This is a genomic window from Parvibaculum sp., assembly GCF_039680535.1.
Lineage (GTDB): Bacteria > Pseudomonadota > Alphaproteobacteria > Parvibaculales > Parvibaculaceae > Parvibaculum.
The window spans coordinates 389,999-406,555 of the sequence record NZ_JBDKSS010000005.1 but is presented as its reverse complement, the minus strand read 5'-3'; the positions used below and the strand labels follow the sequence as shown (position 1 = coordinate 406,555).

Here is a 16,557-nt window from a genome sequence, read left to right as displayed (position 1 = left end):
CACCGCGCGGGAGGCACGCACGATGCCACCTCGTTTCTCCCTCACCCTCCGGGCCGGCAGCATCAAGGAACGATCGAATGGCGAAGAAGGCGGCGGCGAAAGCGAAGGCGAAAAAATCGCCTGAGAAGAAGAAGGCGGCTAAGCCCGCGAAGACAAAGGCGGCGGCGAAGCCCGTAGCCAAGAAGGCAAAGCCCGTAGCCAAAAAGGCGAAGACTGTCGCCAAGGCGAAGCCGACAGCCAAGGCGAAGAAGGCCGCCGTGAAGAAGCCGGTTGCCAAGAAGGCAGCGCCGAAGGCCGCGAAGAAGACTGTCGCCAAAAAGGCTGCAAAGAAGGCCGCCCCCAAGAAGGCCGTGAAGGCCGCGCCGAAGAAGGCCGCGCCCGCCAAAAAGCCCGCCGCGAAGAAGGCAGCGCCGAAGAAAGCCGCGCCGAAGGCTGCGAAGAAGCCTGTCGCCAGGAAGGCGGCTCCGAAGGCTGCGCCCAAAGCCGCGCCGAAGAAGGCCGCTGCAAAAAAGGCCGCGCCCGCGAAGAAGCCGGTTGCGAAGAAGCCGGTTGCGAAGAAGGTAGCCGCGAAGACCGCTCCCAAAGCCGCTCCGAAAAAGGCTGCTCCCGCCGCGAAGCCCGCTGCAAAGAAGCCTGCGGCGAAAAAGCCCGCCGCGAAGAAGTCTGCCGTCGGCAACAGCTTCGGCGCCAAGCAGGTTCTGAAGGTCGGCAAGCGCAGCTACACATATTACAACCTGAAGGTCGCCGAAAAGAACGGCCTTTCCGGCATCGCTCGTCTCCCCTTCTCGCTGAAGGTGCTGCTCGAGAACCTGCTCCGCTTCGAGGACGGCCGCACCGTCACCGCCGATGACATCCGCGCCGTGAAGAAGTGGCTCAAGGACCGCACCTCGGACCGCGAGATCGCCTATCGCCCGGCCCGCGTGCTGATGCAGGACTTCACCGGCGTTCCCGCCGTTGTCGACCTCGCGGCCATGCGCGACGCCGTGACGAACCTCGGCGGCGACCCGAAGAAGATCAACCCGCTCGTCCCCGTCGACCTCGTCATCGACCACTCGGTCATGGTGGACAAGTTCGGCACCTCGTCGGCCTTCAAGGAAAATGTCGACATCGAATATGAGCGCAACATCGAGCGCTACGAGTTCCTGCGCTGGGGCTCCAAGGCCTTCAACAACTTCCGCGTGGTCCCGCCGGGAACCGGCATCTGCCACCAGGTGAACCTCGAATATCTCGCCCAGACCGTCTGGACGAAGACCGAGGGCAAGGAAGAGATCGCCTATCCCGACACCTGCGTCGGCACGGACAGCCACACGACCATGGTCAACGGCCTCGCCGTTCTCGGCTGGGGCGTCGGCGGCATCGAGGCGGAAGCGGCCATGCTTGGCCAGCCGGTCTCCATGCTCATCCCGGAAGTCATCGGCTTCAAGCTCACGGGCAAGCTCGCTGAAGGCGTGACCGCCACCGACATGGTGCTCACCGTCACCGAGATGCTTCGCAAAAAGGGCGTCGTCGGCAAGTTCGTCGAATATTTCGGCAACGGCCTCGACCACCTCACGCTCGAAGATCGCGCAACGATCGCCAACATGGCGCCGGAATATGGCGCGACCTGCGGCTTCTTCCCGATCGACGGCGAAACGATCCGCTTCCTCCGCGCGACGGGCCGTTCCGACGAGCGCGTGGCGCTGGTCGAAGCCTATGCGAAGGCGCAGGGCATGTTCCGCGAGACGAACACGCCCGACCCCGTCTTCACCGACACGCTGGAACTCGATCTCTCGACCGTCGTGCCCTCGCTCGCCGGTCCGAAGCGTCCGCAGGATCGCGTTTCCCTCACCAATGTGAAGGAAAACTACCTCGCCGCGCTTGAGAAGGATTTCGGCAAGCCCGGCCAAGCCAAGACCCGCGTCGCCGTCGAAGGCAAGGACTTCGACCTCGGTCATGGCGACGTCGTGATCGCCGCGATCACCTCCTGCACCAACACCTCGAACCCGAACGTGCTCGTCGCTGCAGGCCTCGTCGCCCGCAATGCGCGCAAGCTCGGCCTCAAGGTGAAGCCCTGGGTCAAGACCTCGCTCGCGCCGGGCTCCCAGGTCGTGACCGACTATCTGACGCAGTCAGGGCTCCAGGACGATCTCGACGCCATGGGCTTCAACCTCGTCGGTTATGGCTGCACGACCTGCATCGGCAACTCCGGTCCGCTCCCGACCGAGATCAGCCAGGCGATCAACAAGAACGATCTCGTCGCCTCGGCCGTTCTCTCCGGTAACCGCAACTTCGAAGGCCGCGTCTCGCCCGACGTGAAGGCGAACTACCTCGCCTCCCCGCCGCTGGTCGTCGCCTATGCGCTGGCCGGTTCGACGCAGATCGACCTGACGACGGAGCCGCTCGGTACGGGTTCCGACGGACAGCCGGTCTACCTCAAGGACATCTGGCCGACGACGCAGGAAGTCGCCGACACGGTTCGCTCCTGCGTGACGCCGGAAATGTTCCGCAAGCGCTACGCCAATGTCTTCGACGGCGACGCGCATTGGCAGGCGGTCAAGCTCACGGGCGGCCTCACCTATGATTGGGATGCGGACTCGACCTATGTGCAGAACCCGCCCTACTTCGAGAACCTCTCGAAGGATCTGACGCCGATCACCAACGTCAAGGATGCCCGCATCCTCGGCCTCTTCGCGGACTCGATCACCACCGACCACATTTCTCCGGCCGGTAACATCAAGGTGCAGAGCCCCGCCGGTTCCTACCTGAACTCGAAGCAGGTCGGCGCGCAGGACTTCAACTCCTACGGCGCCCGCCGCGGCAATCATGAAGTCATGATGCGCGGCACCTTCGCCAACATCCGCATCAAGAACCAGATGCTGAAGGGTATCGAAGGCGGGTTGACGAAGCTCGAGCCGGAAGGCACCCAGATGCCGATCTATGACGCGGCGATGGAGTACAAGCGCCGCGGCACGCCGCTGGTGATCTTCGCCGGCAAGGAATATGGCACCGGCTCGTCGCGTGACTGGGCGGCGAAGGGCACCATGCTCCTCGGCGTCAAGGCTGTCGTCGCGCAGAGCTTCGAGCGTATCCACCGCTCGAACCTCGTGGGCATGGGCGTCGCGCCGCTGCAGTTCATCGGAGACGATAGCTGGCAGTCGCTCGGCCTCGACGGCTCGGAGACGGTGACGATCGAAGGCCTGAAGGGCGTAAAGCCCCGCGCGAAGGTCAAGGCCGTCATCACCTATGCCGACGGCACGAAGAAGGTCATCGACCTGCTCTGCCGCATCGACACGCAGGACGAGCTCGACTACTACGCCAATGGCGGCATCCTGCAATATGTGCTGCGCCACCTCGCGGCGTAACGCATCAGGCCACTGAATGCGGAAAGGGCGCTCCCGAGGGAGCGCCCTTTTTGTTTGCCTTCATGAACCGGAAATCCGGGTGGGGCGGCGGCGAGCAAGCCTCTTACTGCTTGTCGCCCGCGTCGTGCGTCAGCAGATCCATGGACTGCGTGAGCTGGTTGCCTGTCTGCTGCGGCAGCTTGTAGGTCCAGTGTCCGAGCCGCTCATTGAGCATCTTCGCCCGCGCCTCGACCGGCTTCATGTCGCTGCCCGGCGCCGCAATCGAGGGATCGGCAGTCGCGGTAATCTTCGCCCAGAGTGCGCCGCCGCCGCCCGTCATGGTCAGCGAAATGCGCAGGCCGTCGAAGGTCTCGATCACGGCGCTCGGCGATGTGTCGGGGAATAGCAGCGATTCCACCGGCGCCGCATCGTCGAACATGAGATCGACGGCGCTCGTCGCGGTGCCGTTGACGACAGGCGCGCCACGCGTCACACGGCCGGCCGGAACATTCTCCAGCGCGAAGTCTTCGACATCCTTCGAGGGGCGGCTCATCACCACCGGATGATCCGTGCCCGCCCAGAGGGTGACACGCTTGATCTCCTCGCGCTTGATGTCGATGAAGCTCGTATCGAGCCAGTCCTGCGCCGACTGGAAGAGCGGAAACCGGCCGCGCGCGAGCCAGCTCTGGTTCTCGCCATCGCGGCGGAGATAGATCATGCCCTGTCCGCGAGCATCGCCCGTCTGATCCGGGACCTTGCCGGCGAGGAAGGCGACCATGCGCTTGCCCGATTTGTCGAAAAGCTCGACACGCGCCGAGGAGCCGAGATCCTCCGGCGAAAGCAGTCCGAGATTGCGGTGCCATTCAGGGCGCGCGGTGCGCGGCTCATAAAGCACCAGTTCGGAAATGCCGATCAGCGCCTTCTGCACCAGATCCTGCTTGGCGGGATAATTCTGGCGTTCGGCCACCGTCCAGCGCCCGTCGGGCCTGCGGTTGAGCGTGATCTTCTCGACACCGCGCAATCCGCGGCCGAGCGTGTAGGTGATCCGGCCGACCTGATCGAGTTTCGTCTCGAGCCCCTGATAAAGCGGCTCCGGCTGGAACTTGACGCGAACGCCCCGCTCCTGCGTCACCACGGCGACGGTCGCGCCGGTGACGGCGACGGCTGTTGCCAGCGCCAGGATCACGACGTTACGGAGGGGCTTGTTGGTCTTGAGTGTGGCGAAGTTCATCTCATGCCCCCTTGACCGCACGCGCCTTGCGGCGGCGATGACGGAGGATCGCTATGACAAGCGCCACGATGGCGACGAGGATCGGCATCAGCGCGACGTTTACGAAGCGAATTTCGGTCGCGAGCCTGTCGATGTCGCGGCGAAGATTGCGCTGCACATCGCGCAGGGCCTTGCGGCTCTGCAGGAGTTCGGCGCGGAACTTCGCGACTTCCTCCTGCTCATGCGGATCGGCGGCCTGGCCGCTCTGGGCTTCGGCGGCGCCGGTTGTCTGCAGTGCGACGAGACGCTGTTCCGTTTCCGTGATCTTCGCCTTCAGCCGCTCCTGCTCCGCGAGGAACTTGCGCTCGGCCTCGCGGCGCAGATTGTCGACCACCGCAAAGGGTCGGTCGGCGCGCTCGCGCGCGCGCAGCGAGATCAGGTCGTCCGACCCCATCAGATTGTCGATGGCCGAGAGAATGAACTTCGCATTGTCGGCAATCGGTTCAAGCGTGCGATCGCTGCCATAGCCCGAGCTTTGTACCCAGAACCGGTCGTCCAGAATGTCACTGTCGGCAACGACGATGATGTTCGCGTCCGCCTTGGTTTGACCCACATAGTCGAGCGGCTTTTCCATCGCATCTGAACGCTTCATCTCGTCCTCGGCGGAAGGCGGCGGGGCGGCGGCGAAAGCGCTCTTCAGCGGCCCGGACACACGCGCGGCAATGACATAGTTCTCGCCTGTCGGCTTGAAGTTGCCGAGCAGCTCGTCCGGCGTATGGCCTTGCTTCACATAGTCGACGTCGTAAGCTTCGGCATCCTTGGACGACCAGAAGAGCGACGTGAACTTGGTCGTCGCATCCCTGGCCTGCTTCAGGTAGCCCACCGTGCCCATGTTGATCTGATCGATCGACGAGGTGACGATGTCGTTATGGTCGAAATTCGCCTTCGGCACACCGAGCCACAGCACATAATCGCTGGTCTGGCGCCGCGCATCGAGATTCGTCTGCACCCGCATGGCGAGATCGCGATCGCCGATAATGCGCTTCGGCTCGAAGTCGATGCCCCAGCTCCTGAAGAGCTGCGGCAGATCGGATGCTTCCGTATAGCCCTGCACCGGTTGGCCATTCGGCCCGGCGGTAAGGCTCACCTCCGAATGCGGATCGACGAAAGCGAGAACGCGCCCGCCGCGCATCACGAACTGGTCGATGGCGTAGAGCGTCTGCTCGTCCAGCGGCTTGGGATGCGCGATCATCAGCACATCGACATTGTCCGGCACCTTGACGAATTTCTGCTCGATGAAATTGATTTCGAAGCGGTTCTGCAATTCCTGATAGATCGCGAAAGGCTGTGACTGGCCGCGCATCGCCGCGACGAGACCGCCCGCGCCCGTATCCATCGGAATGTTGGTGACGATGCCGAGCACCGGCTTCTTCGGACGGCTCAGATTCTGGATGAGCCGCGTCACGTCATATTCGAGATATTGCTGGCGCTCGTCGGTGAAATAGGGGATCGCCTCGATGCCGTCGACGAGATTGGTGCCGACGAGACCGAAATAGATGACCTCGCCTTCCGTCGTCCGCGCGCCCTTGAGGCCGAGCGACATGGCGGTGTCTTCCTGCTCGGAAAAAGGCTCGGGATCGACCACTTCGAGAACGATCTTGCCATGCGAACGGTCGCGGATTTCTTCCAGAAGATCGCGCACGCGGTTGGCATAGGAGCGGACCTGCGGAAAATCGGTCGCAAGAGACTCCGAATAGAAGAACTTCAGCGTGATCGGCTCGTCGATCTTGGCGAGCACGTTTTCCGTGCCCTTCGAAAGCGTGAAGAGCCGCGCCTGCGTCAGGTCGACCTGCGCCGAACGGAAGACGATGTTCGAGAAGAGATTGACCGACAGGAACAGCGCCGCGAGCAGCACGAGCGTCAAGGTGCCATAAGCAGAGCGGCTGACATTGTTCTGCATGGACCTAACCCGCCTTCTTCATGTCGACGACGACGCCGCAGGCGATGAGCCAGCTCGCGATCAGCGTGAAGAAATAGATGATGTCGCGAATGTCGATGACGCCCTGCGTGATCGCGGTGAAATGCGTCAGGAAGGAGAACGACGCAATCGTGTTCAAAACCTGCTGCGGCGCCCATGACGCGAAAAAGTCCGTCACCAGCGGCAGGCCCGACACGGTGAAGAGGAAGCAAACGACGACGCTGACGACAAAGGCGATGACCTGATTGCGCGTCGTGGCGGAAAGGCAGGAGCCGATGGCGAGATAGCCGCCCGCCATGAAGAAGCTGCCGATATAGCCGGCGAGGATCACGCCATTGTCCGGATGGCCGAGATAATTGACCGTGATCCACATCGGAAAGGTGAGCGCGAGCGCGATGCCCGAGAACACCCAGGCCGCGAGGAACTTGCCCAGCACCGCCGCCCAGAGCGGGATCGGCAGCGACAGCAGCAATTCAATCGAACCCGAGCGGCGCTCTTCCGCCCAGAGGCGCATGGAGATCGCCGGAATGAGGAAGAGATAGAGCCAGGGATGGAAGTTGAAGAAGATCTGGAGATCGGCCTGGCCGCTCTCGAAATAGCCGCCCATGTAGAAAGTGAAGGCGCCCATCGTGAACAGGAAGATCACGATGAAGATGAAGGCGAGCGGCGTGGCAAAATAGCCGGCAAGCTCGCGGCGGAAAACGGCAAGAAGCTCTCTCATGCGGCGTTCTTTCCCGGTGCGTCTGCCGTGTCGGAGCGCGTGAGTTTGCGGAAGACCTCGTCGAGGCGGCCCGGCTCGCCGTAAAGCGAACGCACGGTCCAGTCCTTCTCGCGGGCGAGATCGGCGACCGCGTCGATGAGCTTCACTTCCGCCGAGATTGCGTTCTGCTGCACGGGGAAGAGCGTGAAGGTCGTTTCCGTGCCGCGCGGATTGATCTCGATGGAAGAAATGCCCGGCAGCGCCTTCAGCGCTTCCGCCGCCGCAATCGTCACCTGACCGCCGACGGTCAGCGACACCGCATTGTGATAGCGCGAGCGCGCGATGAGTTCGGCAGGCGTGCCGTCGGCGACGACGCGGCCACGGTCGATGATGAGCGCGCGGGTGCAGATCGCATCGACCTCTTCGAGAATATGCGTCGAGATGATGATCGCCTTGTCGGCAGCCATACGGGCGATGAGCTTTCGCACCTCGTGCTTCTGGTTCGGATCGAGGCCGTCGGTCGGCTCGTCCATGATGAGCACGGGCGGATTGTGCAGGATCGCCTGGGCAAGACCCACACGCCGGCGGAAGCCCTTGGAAAGCGTATCGATGGGCTGTTCGAGCACGCCCTGAAGCTCGGTCGCGGCAACCGCGTCGGCAATCGCCTTGTCGGCGGCAGCGCCCTTCAGCGCGCGCACACGGGCGATGAAATTGAGAAAGGCCAAAGGCGTCATGTCGCCATAGGCGGGCGCGCCTTCCGGCAGATAGCCGAGCATGCGCTGCGCGGCGAGCTGATCGGTGATGACGTCATGCCCGCAGACCGAGGCCCTTCCCGCGCTTGGCGAGAGGAAGCCCGTGATCATCTTCATGGTCGTCGATTTGCCCGCGCCATTGGGCCCGAGGAAGCCAAGCACCTCGCCGCGCGAGACGCTGAAGCTGATGCCGTCGACTGCCGTGAAGGGCCCGAAATGCTTGGTGAGCCCTTCGATTGCGATCATGGCGTCGCCTGCGGCCGGGTTATTGCCGTTCGCCGTTTGCATACTCGCTCGCGTGATGACGTGAACTCCCTCAAGGTCCGGACGGGCTCTATTGTTTTGCCTCGTTCCCCCGAAGACCGGCTTGCCCCCGGCAACCGGCTTGAATGTGTAGACAAAGCCCCCCTCACCCTCAAGTGAAGAATGAGACATCGTAAAGCTGGGGCGTTTTGCGGGAAGAATGGCGGCGTCCGGACAAAGAAAAACGCGCCGGCGAGGGGGGCATTCGCGGCGCGTCTTGTCTCTTGGCGTTGCCCCCTTTGAAAGGGGTGGCCCGGTCCCCCAATTCATCCCGGTGGGGCTGGGGGGCTGATGAAACCGGAACGAGAAGGAACCGGGCCAGTGAGGCAACGATGCTAGACTGACGGCCCAGTGTGTCCCTGCAAGGGCTGAAAAAAGGCAAGATTGTGATTCTGGATTAACTTCACGAAAGCTAGCAGAATGAAGACCTTAGCCGGTCGGCCCGTGGTCGTGGCGGCAGGCCCGGCCCGAGCCGCGAAGGCCGGGGAAGTCGGAGGGTTGTGACGGCATGGCGGATGGATTCGAGGGAGGGGATAAGGCGTCGCGGGCCCAGTCCGGGCCGTTCAGCCTCGTCATCTCATCGAACGCCCCGCCGTCAAAACCCCTTCAGGAGCCGGACGTCTTTTTCAACCGCGCCGAGCTCGAAGCGATCCTTTCCGTCTATGGGCGCATGGTGGTCGAAGGCGAATGGCGCGATTACGCCATCGGCTCGACAAGGGATGTCGCAGTCTTCGCCATCCACCGCCGCACGAGCGAAATGCCGCTCTACCGCATCGAAAAGCGCCCGAAGCTGGCCCGCCGTCAGGGGGCCTATAGCGTGGTGGCCGCGACAGGCCTCGTGCTGAAGCGCGGCCATGACCTCAAACAGGTCCTGAAAGTCTTCGAAAAGCGCAAGCTCCGCGTCGTCGGCGCATGAAAGTTTTCCAAATGAAAAGCCCCGGTGTTTCCACCGGGGCTTCGTCTTTTCGTGTCCTGCGCCTCGCTTAGCGGCGATTGCCGAGGAACTGCAGCAGGAACATGAACATATTGATGAAGTCGAGATAGAGCGACAGCGCGCCCATGATCGCCTTCTTGCCGGCAGTCACTTCGCTGTCGGCCTCGTAATACATCGACTTGATCGTCTGCGTGTCATAGGCGGTGAGGCCCGCGAAGACGAGCACACCGATGACCGACACGGCGAACTGCAGGGCGGAGCTCTGCAGGAAGATGTTCACGAGCGAGGCAATGAGAATGCCGATCAGGCCCATGAAGAGGAACGAACCCATCGCCGACAGGTCGCGCTTCGTCACATAGCCGTAAAGGCTGAGCGAGCCGAAGGCGATCGCCGTGGTGAAGAACGTCTGGGTGATGCTCGCGCCCGTATAGACGAGGAAAACGCTCGACAGCGAAAGGCCCATCAGGCCGGCGAAAATCCAGAACGTCGTCTGGGCCGCCGAAACGCTGAGGCTGTGAATACGCGCGCTGAGGAAGAAGACGAGCCCGAGCGGCGCGAAGATGACGAGCCACTTCAGCGGGCTGGTGAAGAGCGCCACGCCGAAAGGCGAAAGCGTAAGACCGGCGCCCGTATCCTGCACAGCCGCCTGGAAGGCAAGCCACGCAACAACGCCGGTGATGGCGAGACCCGCCGCCATATAGTTGTAGACGCGAAGCATATAGCTGCGCAGGCCCTGGTCGATTGCCGGGCTCTCTACGCCAACGCTGCTCCGCAGCCTGTCCTGGTCGAAATTGGCCATATCTCTGCACCCTCCTGGCAGTGCGAACCTAATATTGGCGGTTCACCCCTCGAATTCAAGGGAAATGGCCCCGTCCGCATGGCGATCCGGTGAATATTGCGTAACCGTTTCAGGGCGTTAGCTATTACTCAGCCCGCAACATGCCGGCGGCGGGCACGGAAAGAACGCGCCATGTGCCCAGCAGGCCGAGGCATACCGTCACCGCCGTCGCCCCGATGACGGTTAGCGCAAGCGTTCCCCAGAGCGGTTGCCATGGCATTTCCATAATCAGCCGAATGACCGCCCATGCCGCGATGCTGCCCGCTGTCGCCGCGACGAGCGCCGTCGAGAACCCGAGCGCCGCATATTCCCGCAGATAGACGCCGAGCACCCGGGCCCGTGTCGCGCCCAGCACCTTGAGGATGACGGCATCCCGGGCCCGTCCACGGAACCCGGCAGCCATGGCGCCCGCGAGAACGAGAATGCCCGCCGCGAGTGTCACGAGCCCCGTGACACGCACCGCGAGCGAGAACTGGCCGAGCAGCGTGTTGACCGCATCGAGTGCCTCTTTCACCCGCACCGAGGTCACATTCGGGAACCGCGCCACAGCCTCGCGCTCAAGCGCCACCTCGCCCGCCTCGTCCATGGTGACGGTCGCCAGCTCGGTGTGCGGCGCGGCCTCCAGCGGGCCGGGCGAGAAAATCATGACGAAATTGATGCCGAGGCTTTGCCAGTCCACCTCGCGCGTATTGGCGAGCGTCGCCTCGATTTCGCGGCCAAGGACATTGACGGTGATCTTGTCGCCGAGCTTGAGGCCAAGACCTTTGGCGAGTTCGTCGGCGAAGGAAACGAGAAGCGGCCCCTTGTAATCGGCAGGCCACCACTTGCCGCTGAGGAGCTTGCCGTTCGCAGGCGGCGTGGCTGAGTAAGTGATGCCCCGGTCGCCCTTGAGCGCCCATTCGGCGTTGGACGCAGGCTTGATCCTGTCGGCGGCGATGCCGTTCAACGAAACGATGCGCCCACGGAGCATCGGCGCGCGGTCGAATTTCGTGACGCCCGGCGCCCCGCGCACGAAGCTCTCGAAGGCATCCGTCTGATCGGGCTGAATATCGACGAAGAAGAAGGAGGGCGCGCGGCCGGGAATGTCCTTCATGATCTCGCTCGACAGATTGCCGTTGATGAGCGAGACGGTGACGAGAAGCGTCAACCCAAGCCCGAGCGAAAGCATGACGGCAGGGGTTGGCGAACCGGGCCGCGTGAGGTTCGCAAGCGCCAGCCGCATTTCGGGCGAGCGCCCGCGAAGCCGTGCGGCCAGCGCCATGACGCCGGAGGCCGCGAGACGCAACAAGACAAAGACGCCCGCCGCACCGAGAATGAACCAGAGCGCAAAAAGCGGCTGCTCTGCGGTAGCGACGGCAAGGACACCGAGCGCGAGAAGTGTTGCCGCTGTGGCCACAATATAGAGCGGCTTCGGCAGTCGCCGTTCCGGCGCAACGATCGCACGGAAGAGACTTGCCGCAGGCACTTCGCGCGCGCGGGCAAGCGGCCAGATTGCGAAGGCAAGCGCCGTCAGAAGCCCATAAGCCGCGGCGAGCAAAAGCGGCCCCGGATAGAGCCCGAGAGCTGCGGGCACAGGGATGAGATCGCCCGCCACACGATCCGTGACGAAGGGAACGGCGGCGCCTGCCGCGAGCCCGAACGCGACGCCGGCAATGGCAAGCGCCATGACCTGAACGAGATAGACCGCGAAGATCAGCCTGCCCGGCGCGCCGAGGCATTTGAAGGTGGCGATCACCTCGCGCTTGCCGTCGAGATAGGATTTCACCGCATTGGCAATGCCGACGCCACCCACGGTCAGCGCCGTCAATCCGACAAAGGTGAGGAACAATGCGACCCGCTCGACAAAGCGTCGCATGGAGGGCGCGCTGTCGGTGCGGTCCTGCACGCGCCAGCCTGCATCCGGAAAGGCGGCATCAAGAGATTTCACCCATGCCTTGATCGACGGCACGTCGCGCATGGCTTCGGGAAACCGCAGGCGATAGTGATAATTGACGAGGCTTCCCGGCTGGACCAGCGCGGTCGCAGACAACGCAGCTTCCGCGATCATCACGCGGGGGCCGAGCGCGAAGCCGTCGCCGACGCGATCGGGCTCGTGTCTTATTTCCGCGCGAAGCTCGAAAAGATTTTCACCGACGCGCAACATATCGCCGGGCTTCAGCCCGAGCCGGGAAACGAGATTGGGCTCCGCGACGAGCCCGTAACGGCCGTTGCGAAGAGCCAGCGCATCGGAAAGGGACATTTCGGGCGCGAGCTTCATCGCGCCGTAGAGCGGATAGAGCCCGTCGACGGCCTTCAACTCGACAAGACTTTGCTTGTCGTTGGAGACGGTCCGCGCCATCGCGCGCAATTCCGCCGAACGCGAAACCACATTGTCCTTTGAAAGGAAGGCAAGCTCGGCCGCGCTCGTCTCGCGATGAATGAGCCGCACATCGACATCGCCGCCGAGAATTTCCTGTCCGCGCTCGGCAAGCCCGCGCGTCAGCGCCGTCGAGACGGATCCGACGCCCGCAATGGCCGCGACCCCGAGCGCGAGACAGGCAAGAAAGATGCGGAAACCCGCGAAGCCTTGCGCGAGATTGGCGCGAAGTTCACGCCGCGCCAGACGAAATGCGAGGGGCAGCGTTCTCATCACTTGCCACCCGCCTCCACTTTTTCGACGAGCCCGTCGCGGAGCCGGACCACCTGCTCACAGCGTCCGGCCAGCGCTTCGTCATGCGTGATCAGGACGAGCGTCGTCCCCTTTCGCGCGTGAAGCTCGAACATGAGCTCGATGATTTCAGCACCCGTCGCCTGGTCGAGATTGCCGGTCGGTTCGTCGGCAAGCAGGATTTCGGGATCGCCGACCACCGCGCGGGCCAGCGCCACGCGCTGCTGCTCGCCGCCGGAAAGCTGGCCCGGATAATGCGCGAGGCGCGAGCCAAGGCCCACTGCGCGAAGTTCTGCCTCCGCCCGCGCGAAGGCATCGCCGCGTCCAGCGAATTCAAGCGGCACGGCAACATTTTCGAGTGCTGTCATCGTCGGGATGAGGTGGAAAGACTGGAAGACGATGCCTATATGCTCGCGGCGGAACCGCGCGAGCCCGTCCTCGTTCTGCCGCGAAAGATCCTCGCCCGCCACAGTCACCCGGCCAGCGCTCGGCCGCTCGAGGCCCGCCAGCACCATGAGAAGCGTCGATTTTCCCGAGCCTGATGGACCGACGAGACTGGCCGTGCTGCCACGCGCGACCTTGAGATCGATCCCGCGCAATATGTTGACCAATCCGGCCGCACTCGGCAGGCTCAGCTTCAGACCTTCAAGCTCGATGATGGTATCGCTCAATTGACCGCCCGCTTTTCCCTGCCCGTCTTCGCCCGCATCTTCGGGCCATATGGCATGTTTGCAGTGATTTACAAGCAAGCGCCAGCGGCGATGCTCTGTCTCCTGCTTGCCTTTCCCGCCTTCGCGGCGGAAAAGCCGCTGACCATCGTTGCCCTCGGCGACAGCCTCACGGCGGGCTATCTGCTCGGGCCGGATGACGGCTTTGCGCCGCAACTCGAAAAGGCGCTGAGAGCCAGGGGCCATCACAATATCGTTATCGTCAATGGCGGCGTCTCGGGCGATACGAGTTCGGGCGGTCTTTCGCGGCTCGACTGGACGGTGGGACCGGAGGCCGATGCCGTGATCGTGGAACTCGGCGCCAATGACGCGCTGCGGGGCATCGATCCGAAGCTCACGCGCAGAAACCTCGAAGAAATACTGAAGCGCCTCTCGGGCCGCCACCTGCCCGTGCTGCTTGCAGGCATGATGGCGCCGCCCAATATGGGCGCAGAGTATGGCAAGACCTTCAACGCGATCTATCCGAGGCTTGCCGCCGAGAACCACCTCGTGTTCTATCCATTCTTCCTCGACGGGGTGGCGGGGGAGCTGAGCGGCAAACCCCTCGCGGCCGATCTCACGCTTGCCGACGGCATGCATCCGAATGCGGCGGGTGTTGCGATCATGGTCGCGCGCATCCTGCCGAAAGTTGAAACGCTGATCGCCGAAGCGCAGAAAGCGCGCGAGAAGCGGGCGCAGAAATAATCATGAAAATGGGGGATCAAATGGAGTATCGCGAACTCGGCCGGACCGGAGTCAAGGTCAGCTCGATCTGCCTCGGCACCATGACCTGGGGCCAGCAGAATACCGAGGCCGAAGGCCACGAGCAGATGGATTACGCGCTCGACCAGGGCATCAACTTCTTCGACACAGCGGAAATGTATTCCGTGCCCCCGAAGGCCGAGACGCAGGGCTCGACCGAAAAGATCGTCGGCTCATGGTTCAAGGCGCGCGGCAAGCGCGACAAGGTGATCCTCGCGACGAAGATCGCTGGGCGTGGGCCAATGAACTGGCTGCGCGACGACAAATCCGGCACCGAGCAGAGCCGCAAGCAGATTTTCGAAGCGGTGGACAAAAGCCTTAAACGTCTGCAGACGGATTATATCGACCTTTATCAGCTCCATTGGCCCGACCGTCCGATCAGCCTCTTCGGCTCCGGCGGCCTCACCTACAAGCATACCGAAGAGATCATCCAGATCGACGAGATCCTCGATGCGCTGAAGGACGTGGTGAAATCGGGCAAGGTGCGTCATATCGGCCTCTCCAACGAGACGCCGTGGGGCACGATGAAATTCCTGCACCATGCCGACACGAAGAGCCTGCCCCGCGTGCAGTCGATCCAGAACGCCTATAGCCTCGTCAACCGCGTCTTCGAACTCGGCGGCGCGGAAATCGCGCATCGCGAAGGCGTCGGCCTTCTCGCCTATTCGCCGCTGGCGCAGGGCTATCTCACCGGCAAATATCAGAACGGCGCCCTGCCCGTCGGTTCGCGCAAGCAGCTCTTCAACCGGCTCCAGCGCTATGAGTCGCCGCAGACCGCGCGCGCCGTCGACGCCTATCTCGCCGTCGCCAAAAAGCATGGGCTCGATCCGTCGCAGCTCGCCAACCAGTTCGTGACCACGCGCCCGTTCGTAACTTCGAACATTATCGGCGCGACGACGATGGAACAGCTGAAGCTCGCCGTCACCTCGCGCGAGATTCCCTGGACCGACGAGCTGGAGGCGGATGTGAACGCCGCCCATGCCAACCAGCCGAACCCCGCACCGTAAAGACATGATCCGCCTTTTCACCGCGCTGGAAATTCCAGACGAAATCGCCGAACGGCTGGCGAGACTTCAGCGCGGCATCGAGGGCGTGCGCTGGATCGAGCGCGATGATTTTCACATCACGCTGCGCTTCATCGGCGATATCCCTGAGAATGTCGCCGATGATGTCGATGCGGCGCTGGCGGAAATTCCCTTCGCGCCTTTCGAGCTGGAGCTTGAAGGCGTGGGTGCCTTCGGCGGCACGAAGCCTCATGCCGTGTGGGCGGGCGTGAAAATGACGGAACAGCTGAAGCTCTTGCAGCAGCGGCACGAAAGCGCGATGCGTCGCGTCGGCCTGCCGCCCGAAACACGCAACTACACACCGCATGTCACGCTGGCCCGGCTCAAGGGCCGGGAGACGGACGAGGTCTATCGCTTCATCGAGGCGAACAACCTCTTTGCGACGCCCCGCTTCGCAATCACGCGCGCCGTGCTCTTCTCGGCGCGGGCCAGCACGGGCGGCGGACCTTATGTGGTCGAACGCATCTATCCGGATGAGCTGCCCGGCGAAGAAGAAGACTAGCGGCCGGCCTTCGCCTCGATCGCATGCATTGCGGCATCGGACAGGCCGAAATGATGTCCAATCTCATGAATCAGCACATGGGTGATGAGATCGCCCAGCGTCTCGTCGTAGTCGGCCCAGTAGTCGAGCATGGGACGGCGATAGAGGAAGACCATGTCGGGGAGCTTGGTCATCTGATGCGACATCTCATAAGGCTCCCCCGTTCCGTGATAGAGGCCGAGAAGATCGAAGGGGCTTTCAAGTTCCATCTCGTCGAGAATTTCCTCGCTCGGAAAATCCTCGACCCGGATCACCAGCCCGTCGCATCGCGCGCGGAACTCCGCAGGCAGGCGTGCAAAGGCGTCCGCGGCGAGTTTCTCGAACTCCGCGAGGCTCGGGGCCTTGACCGTTCTCCAATCCATCACATCCTCCTTGCGCTAGAAGATTAGGTGGGCAAGGCTCGGCCCGCAATCGAAGGAGACGGATATGATCGAGAGACTGAGCGGCGCGGCGCGCGAAAAGGCCCTTTCGGAACTCAAGGGCTGGTCCAAGGTGAGGGGCCGCGACGCCATCGAAAAGACCTATCTCTTCAAGGATTTCAACGAGGCCTTCGGCTTCATGTCCCGCGTCGCGCTCGCGGCGGAGAAGGCCGACCATCACCCCGAATGGTTCAATGTCTACAACAGGGTCCATGTGGTGCTGACGACGCATGACGCCAAGGGGGTCTCGGAGCGGGATGTGAAGCTCGCCAGGTTCATGGACAAGATCGCGGGCAAGGCTGGAAAGCCGAAATAGGCCACACCGCCTCGCGCAAACAAAAAGCCCCGGAGTTTCCTCCGGGGCTTTCGCATTTCCGAGGTC

14 protein-coding genes are annotated in these 16,557 nt (G+C 63.0%); 6 read left to right on the top strand and 8 right to left on the bottom strand.

Going from position 1 to position 16,557, the window contains the following annotated elements:
• Positions 1–77: 77 nt before the first annotated feature.
• Positions 78–3,341, top strand: coding sequence for an aconitate hydratase AcnA (acnA, locus tag ABFC66_RS03135; protein ID WP_346739489.1), 3,264 nt, complete (start codon positions 78–80; stop codon positions 3,339–3,341).
• Positions 3,342–3,444: 103 nt separating this feature from the next.
• Here the strand turns inward: acnA and ABFC66_RS03130 are convergent, their stop codons facing one another.
• From ABFC66_RS03130 to ABFC66_RS03115, 4 genes are read right to left on the bottom strand one after another with little or no spacing between them, the layout of a single operon-like run.
• A complete protein-coding gene (locus ABFC66_RS03130; protein ID WP_346739488.1) occupies positions 3,445–4,551 on the bottom strand; it encodes a hypothetical protein in 1,107 nt (368 codons plus the stop codon).
• A gap of 1 nt (position 4,552) precedes the next feature.
• On the bottom strand, positions 4,553–6,490 hold the full coding sequence (locus ABFC66_RS03125; protein ID WP_346739487.1) for a Gldg family protein: 1,938 nt from the start codon (positions 6,488–6,490) through the stop codon (positions 4,553–4,555).
• A gap of 4 nt (positions 6,491–6,494) precedes the next feature.
• Complete coding sequence (locus ABFC66_RS03120; protein WP_346739486.1) at positions 6,495–7,229, bottom strand: ABC transporter permease subunit; 735 nt, start codon at positions 7,227–7,229, stop codon at positions 6,495–6,497.
• Positions 7,226–8,248 carry an ATP-binding cassette domain-containing protein gene (locus tag ABFC66_RS03115; protein WP_346739485.1) on the bottom strand — a complete coding sequence of 341 codons (1,023 nt, stop codon included), beginning with the start codon at positions 8,246–8,248 and terminating at the stop codon, positions 7,226–7,228. Before ABFC66_RS03115 ends, ABFC66_RS03120 begins: the two co-directional genes overlap by 4 nt.
• Before the next feature lie 523 nt (positions 8,249–8,771).
• Here ABFC66_RS03115 and ABFC66_RS03110 point away from each other — a divergent pair.
• A complete protein-coding gene (locus ABFC66_RS03110; RefSeq protein WP_346739484.1) occupies positions 8,772–9,179 on the top strand; it encodes a DUF2794 domain-containing protein in 408 nt (135 codons plus the stop codon).
• A gap of 67 nt (positions 9,180–9,246) precedes the next feature.
• Here the strand turns inward: ABFC66_RS03110 and ABFC66_RS03105 are convergent, their stop codons facing one another.
• The 3 genes from ABFC66_RS03105 to ABFC66_RS03095 all read right to left on the bottom strand — a co-directional run bounded on the left by ABFC66_RS03105 (position 9,247) and on the right by ABFC66_RS03095 (position 13,353).
• Positions 9,247–9,996 (bottom strand): Bax inhibitor-1/YccA family protein, encoded by a 750-nt coding sequence (locus tag ABFC66_RS03105; RefSeq protein WP_346739483.1) that lies wholly within the window; start codon positions 9,994–9,996, stop codon positions 9,247–9,249.
• 124 nt (positions 9,997–10,120) lie between these two features.
• Positions 10,121–12,664 (bottom strand): FtsX-like permease family protein, encoded by a 2,544-nt coding sequence (locus tag ABFC66_RS03100; RefSeq protein ID WP_346739482.1) that lies wholly within the window; start codon positions 12,662–12,664, stop codon positions 10,121–10,123.
• Positions 12,664–13,353, bottom strand: a complete 690-nt coding sequence (locus tag ABFC66_RS03095; RefSeq protein WP_346739481.1) for an ABC transporter ATP-binding protein — start codon at positions 13,351–13,353, stop codon at positions 12,664–12,666. The genes ABFC66_RS03100 and ABFC66_RS03095 overlap by 1 nt, the downstream gene beginning before the upstream one ends.
• Before the next feature lie 90 nt (positions 13,354–13,443).
• Between ABFC66_RS03095 and ABFC66_RS03090 the strand changes: the two genes are divergently transcribed.
• The 3 genes from ABFC66_RS03090 to thpR are packed head-to-tail and all read left to right on the top strand — an operon-like array spanning position 13,444 to position 15,717.
• Complete coding sequence (locus ABFC66_RS03090; protein ID WP_346739617.1) at positions 13,444–14,094, top strand: arylesterase; 651 nt, start codon at positions 13,444–13,446, stop codon at positions 14,092–14,094.
• A gap of 20 nt (positions 14,095–14,114) precedes the next feature.
• The gene (locus ABFC66_RS03085; RefSeq protein WP_346739480.1) at positions 14,115–15,158 is read left to right on the top strand and encodes an NADP(H)-dependent aldo-keto reductase; all 1,044 of its coding nucleotides are present in this window, start codon (positions 14,115–14,117) and stop codon (positions 15,156–15,158) included.
• On the top strand, positions 15,130–15,717 hold the full coding sequence (gene thpR, locus ABFC66_RS03080; protein ID WP_346739479.1) for an RNA 2',3'-cyclic phosphodiesterase: 588 nt from the start codon (positions 15,130–15,132) through the stop codon (positions 15,715–15,717). The genes ABFC66_RS03085 and thpR overlap by 29 nt, the downstream gene beginning before the upstream one ends.
• Here thpR and ABFC66_RS03075 read toward each other — a convergent pair.
• Entirely contained in the window at positions 15,714–16,118 is a 405-nt protein-coding gene (locus ABFC66_RS03075; RefSeq protein ID WP_346739478.1) for a metallopeptidase family protein, read from the bottom strand. The genes thpR and ABFC66_RS03075 overlap by 4 nt on opposite strands.
• A gap of 22 nt (positions 16,119–16,140) precedes the next feature.
• On the opposite strand from ABFC66_RS03075, the gene ABFC66_RS03070 reads away from it, so the two are divergent.
• On the top strand, positions 16,141–16,491 hold the full coding sequence (locus ABFC66_RS03070) for a 4a-hydroxytetrahydrobiopterin dehydratase (RefSeq protein WP_346739616.1): 351 nt from the start codon (positions 16,141–16,143) through the stop codon (positions 16,489–16,491).
• Positions 16,492–16,557 lie beyond the last annotated feature (66 nt).

Coding starts and splice junctions, on each gene's coding strand:
- acnA (WP_346739489.1), top strand. CDS start 78: ATGGCGAAGAAGGCGGCGGCGAAAGCGAAGGCGAAAAAATCGCCTGAG.
- ABFC66_RS03130 (WP_346739488.1), bottom strand. CDS start 4,551: ATGAACTTCGCCACACTCAAGACCAACAAGCCCCTCCGTAACGTCGTG.
- ABFC66_RS03125 (WP_346739487.1), bottom strand. CDS start 6,490: ATGCAGAACAATGTCAGCCGCTCTGCTTATGGCACCTTGACGCTCGTG.
- ABFC66_RS03120 (WP_346739486.1), bottom strand. CDS start 7,229: ATGAGAGAGCTTCTTGCCGTTTTCCGCCGCGAGCTTGCCGGCTATTTT.
- ABFC66_RS03115 (WP_346739485.1), bottom strand. CDS start 8,248: ATGCAAACGGCGAACGGCAATAACCCGGCCGCAGGCGACGCCATGATC.
- ABFC66_RS03110 (WP_346739484.1), top strand. CDS start 8,772: ATGGCGGATGGATTCGAGGGAGGGGATAAGGCGTCGCGGGCCCAGTCC.
- ABFC66_RS03105 (WP_346739483.1), bottom strand. CDS start 9,996: ATGGCCAATTTCGACCAGGACAGGCTGCGGAGCAGCGTTGGCGTAGAG.
- ABFC66_RS03100 (WP_346739482.1), bottom strand. CDS start 12,664: ATGAGAACGCTGCCCCTCGCATTTCGTCTGGCGCGGCGTGAACTTCGC.
- ABFC66_RS03090 (WP_346739617.1), top strand. CDS start 13,444: ATGCTCTGTCTCCTGCTTGCCTTTCCCGCCTTCGCGGCGGAAAAGCCG.
- ABFC66_RS03085 (WP_346739480.1), top strand. CDS start 14,115: ATGGAGTATCGCGAACTCGGCCGGACCGGAGTCAAGGTCAGCTCGATC.
- thpR (WP_346739479.1), top strand. CDS start 15,130: ATGCCAACCAGCCGAACCCCGCACCGTAAAGACATGATCCGCCTTTTC.
- ABFC66_RS03075 (WP_346739478.1), bottom strand. CDS start 16,118: ATGGATTGGAGAACGGTCAAGGCCCCGAGCCTCGCGGAGTTCGAGAAA.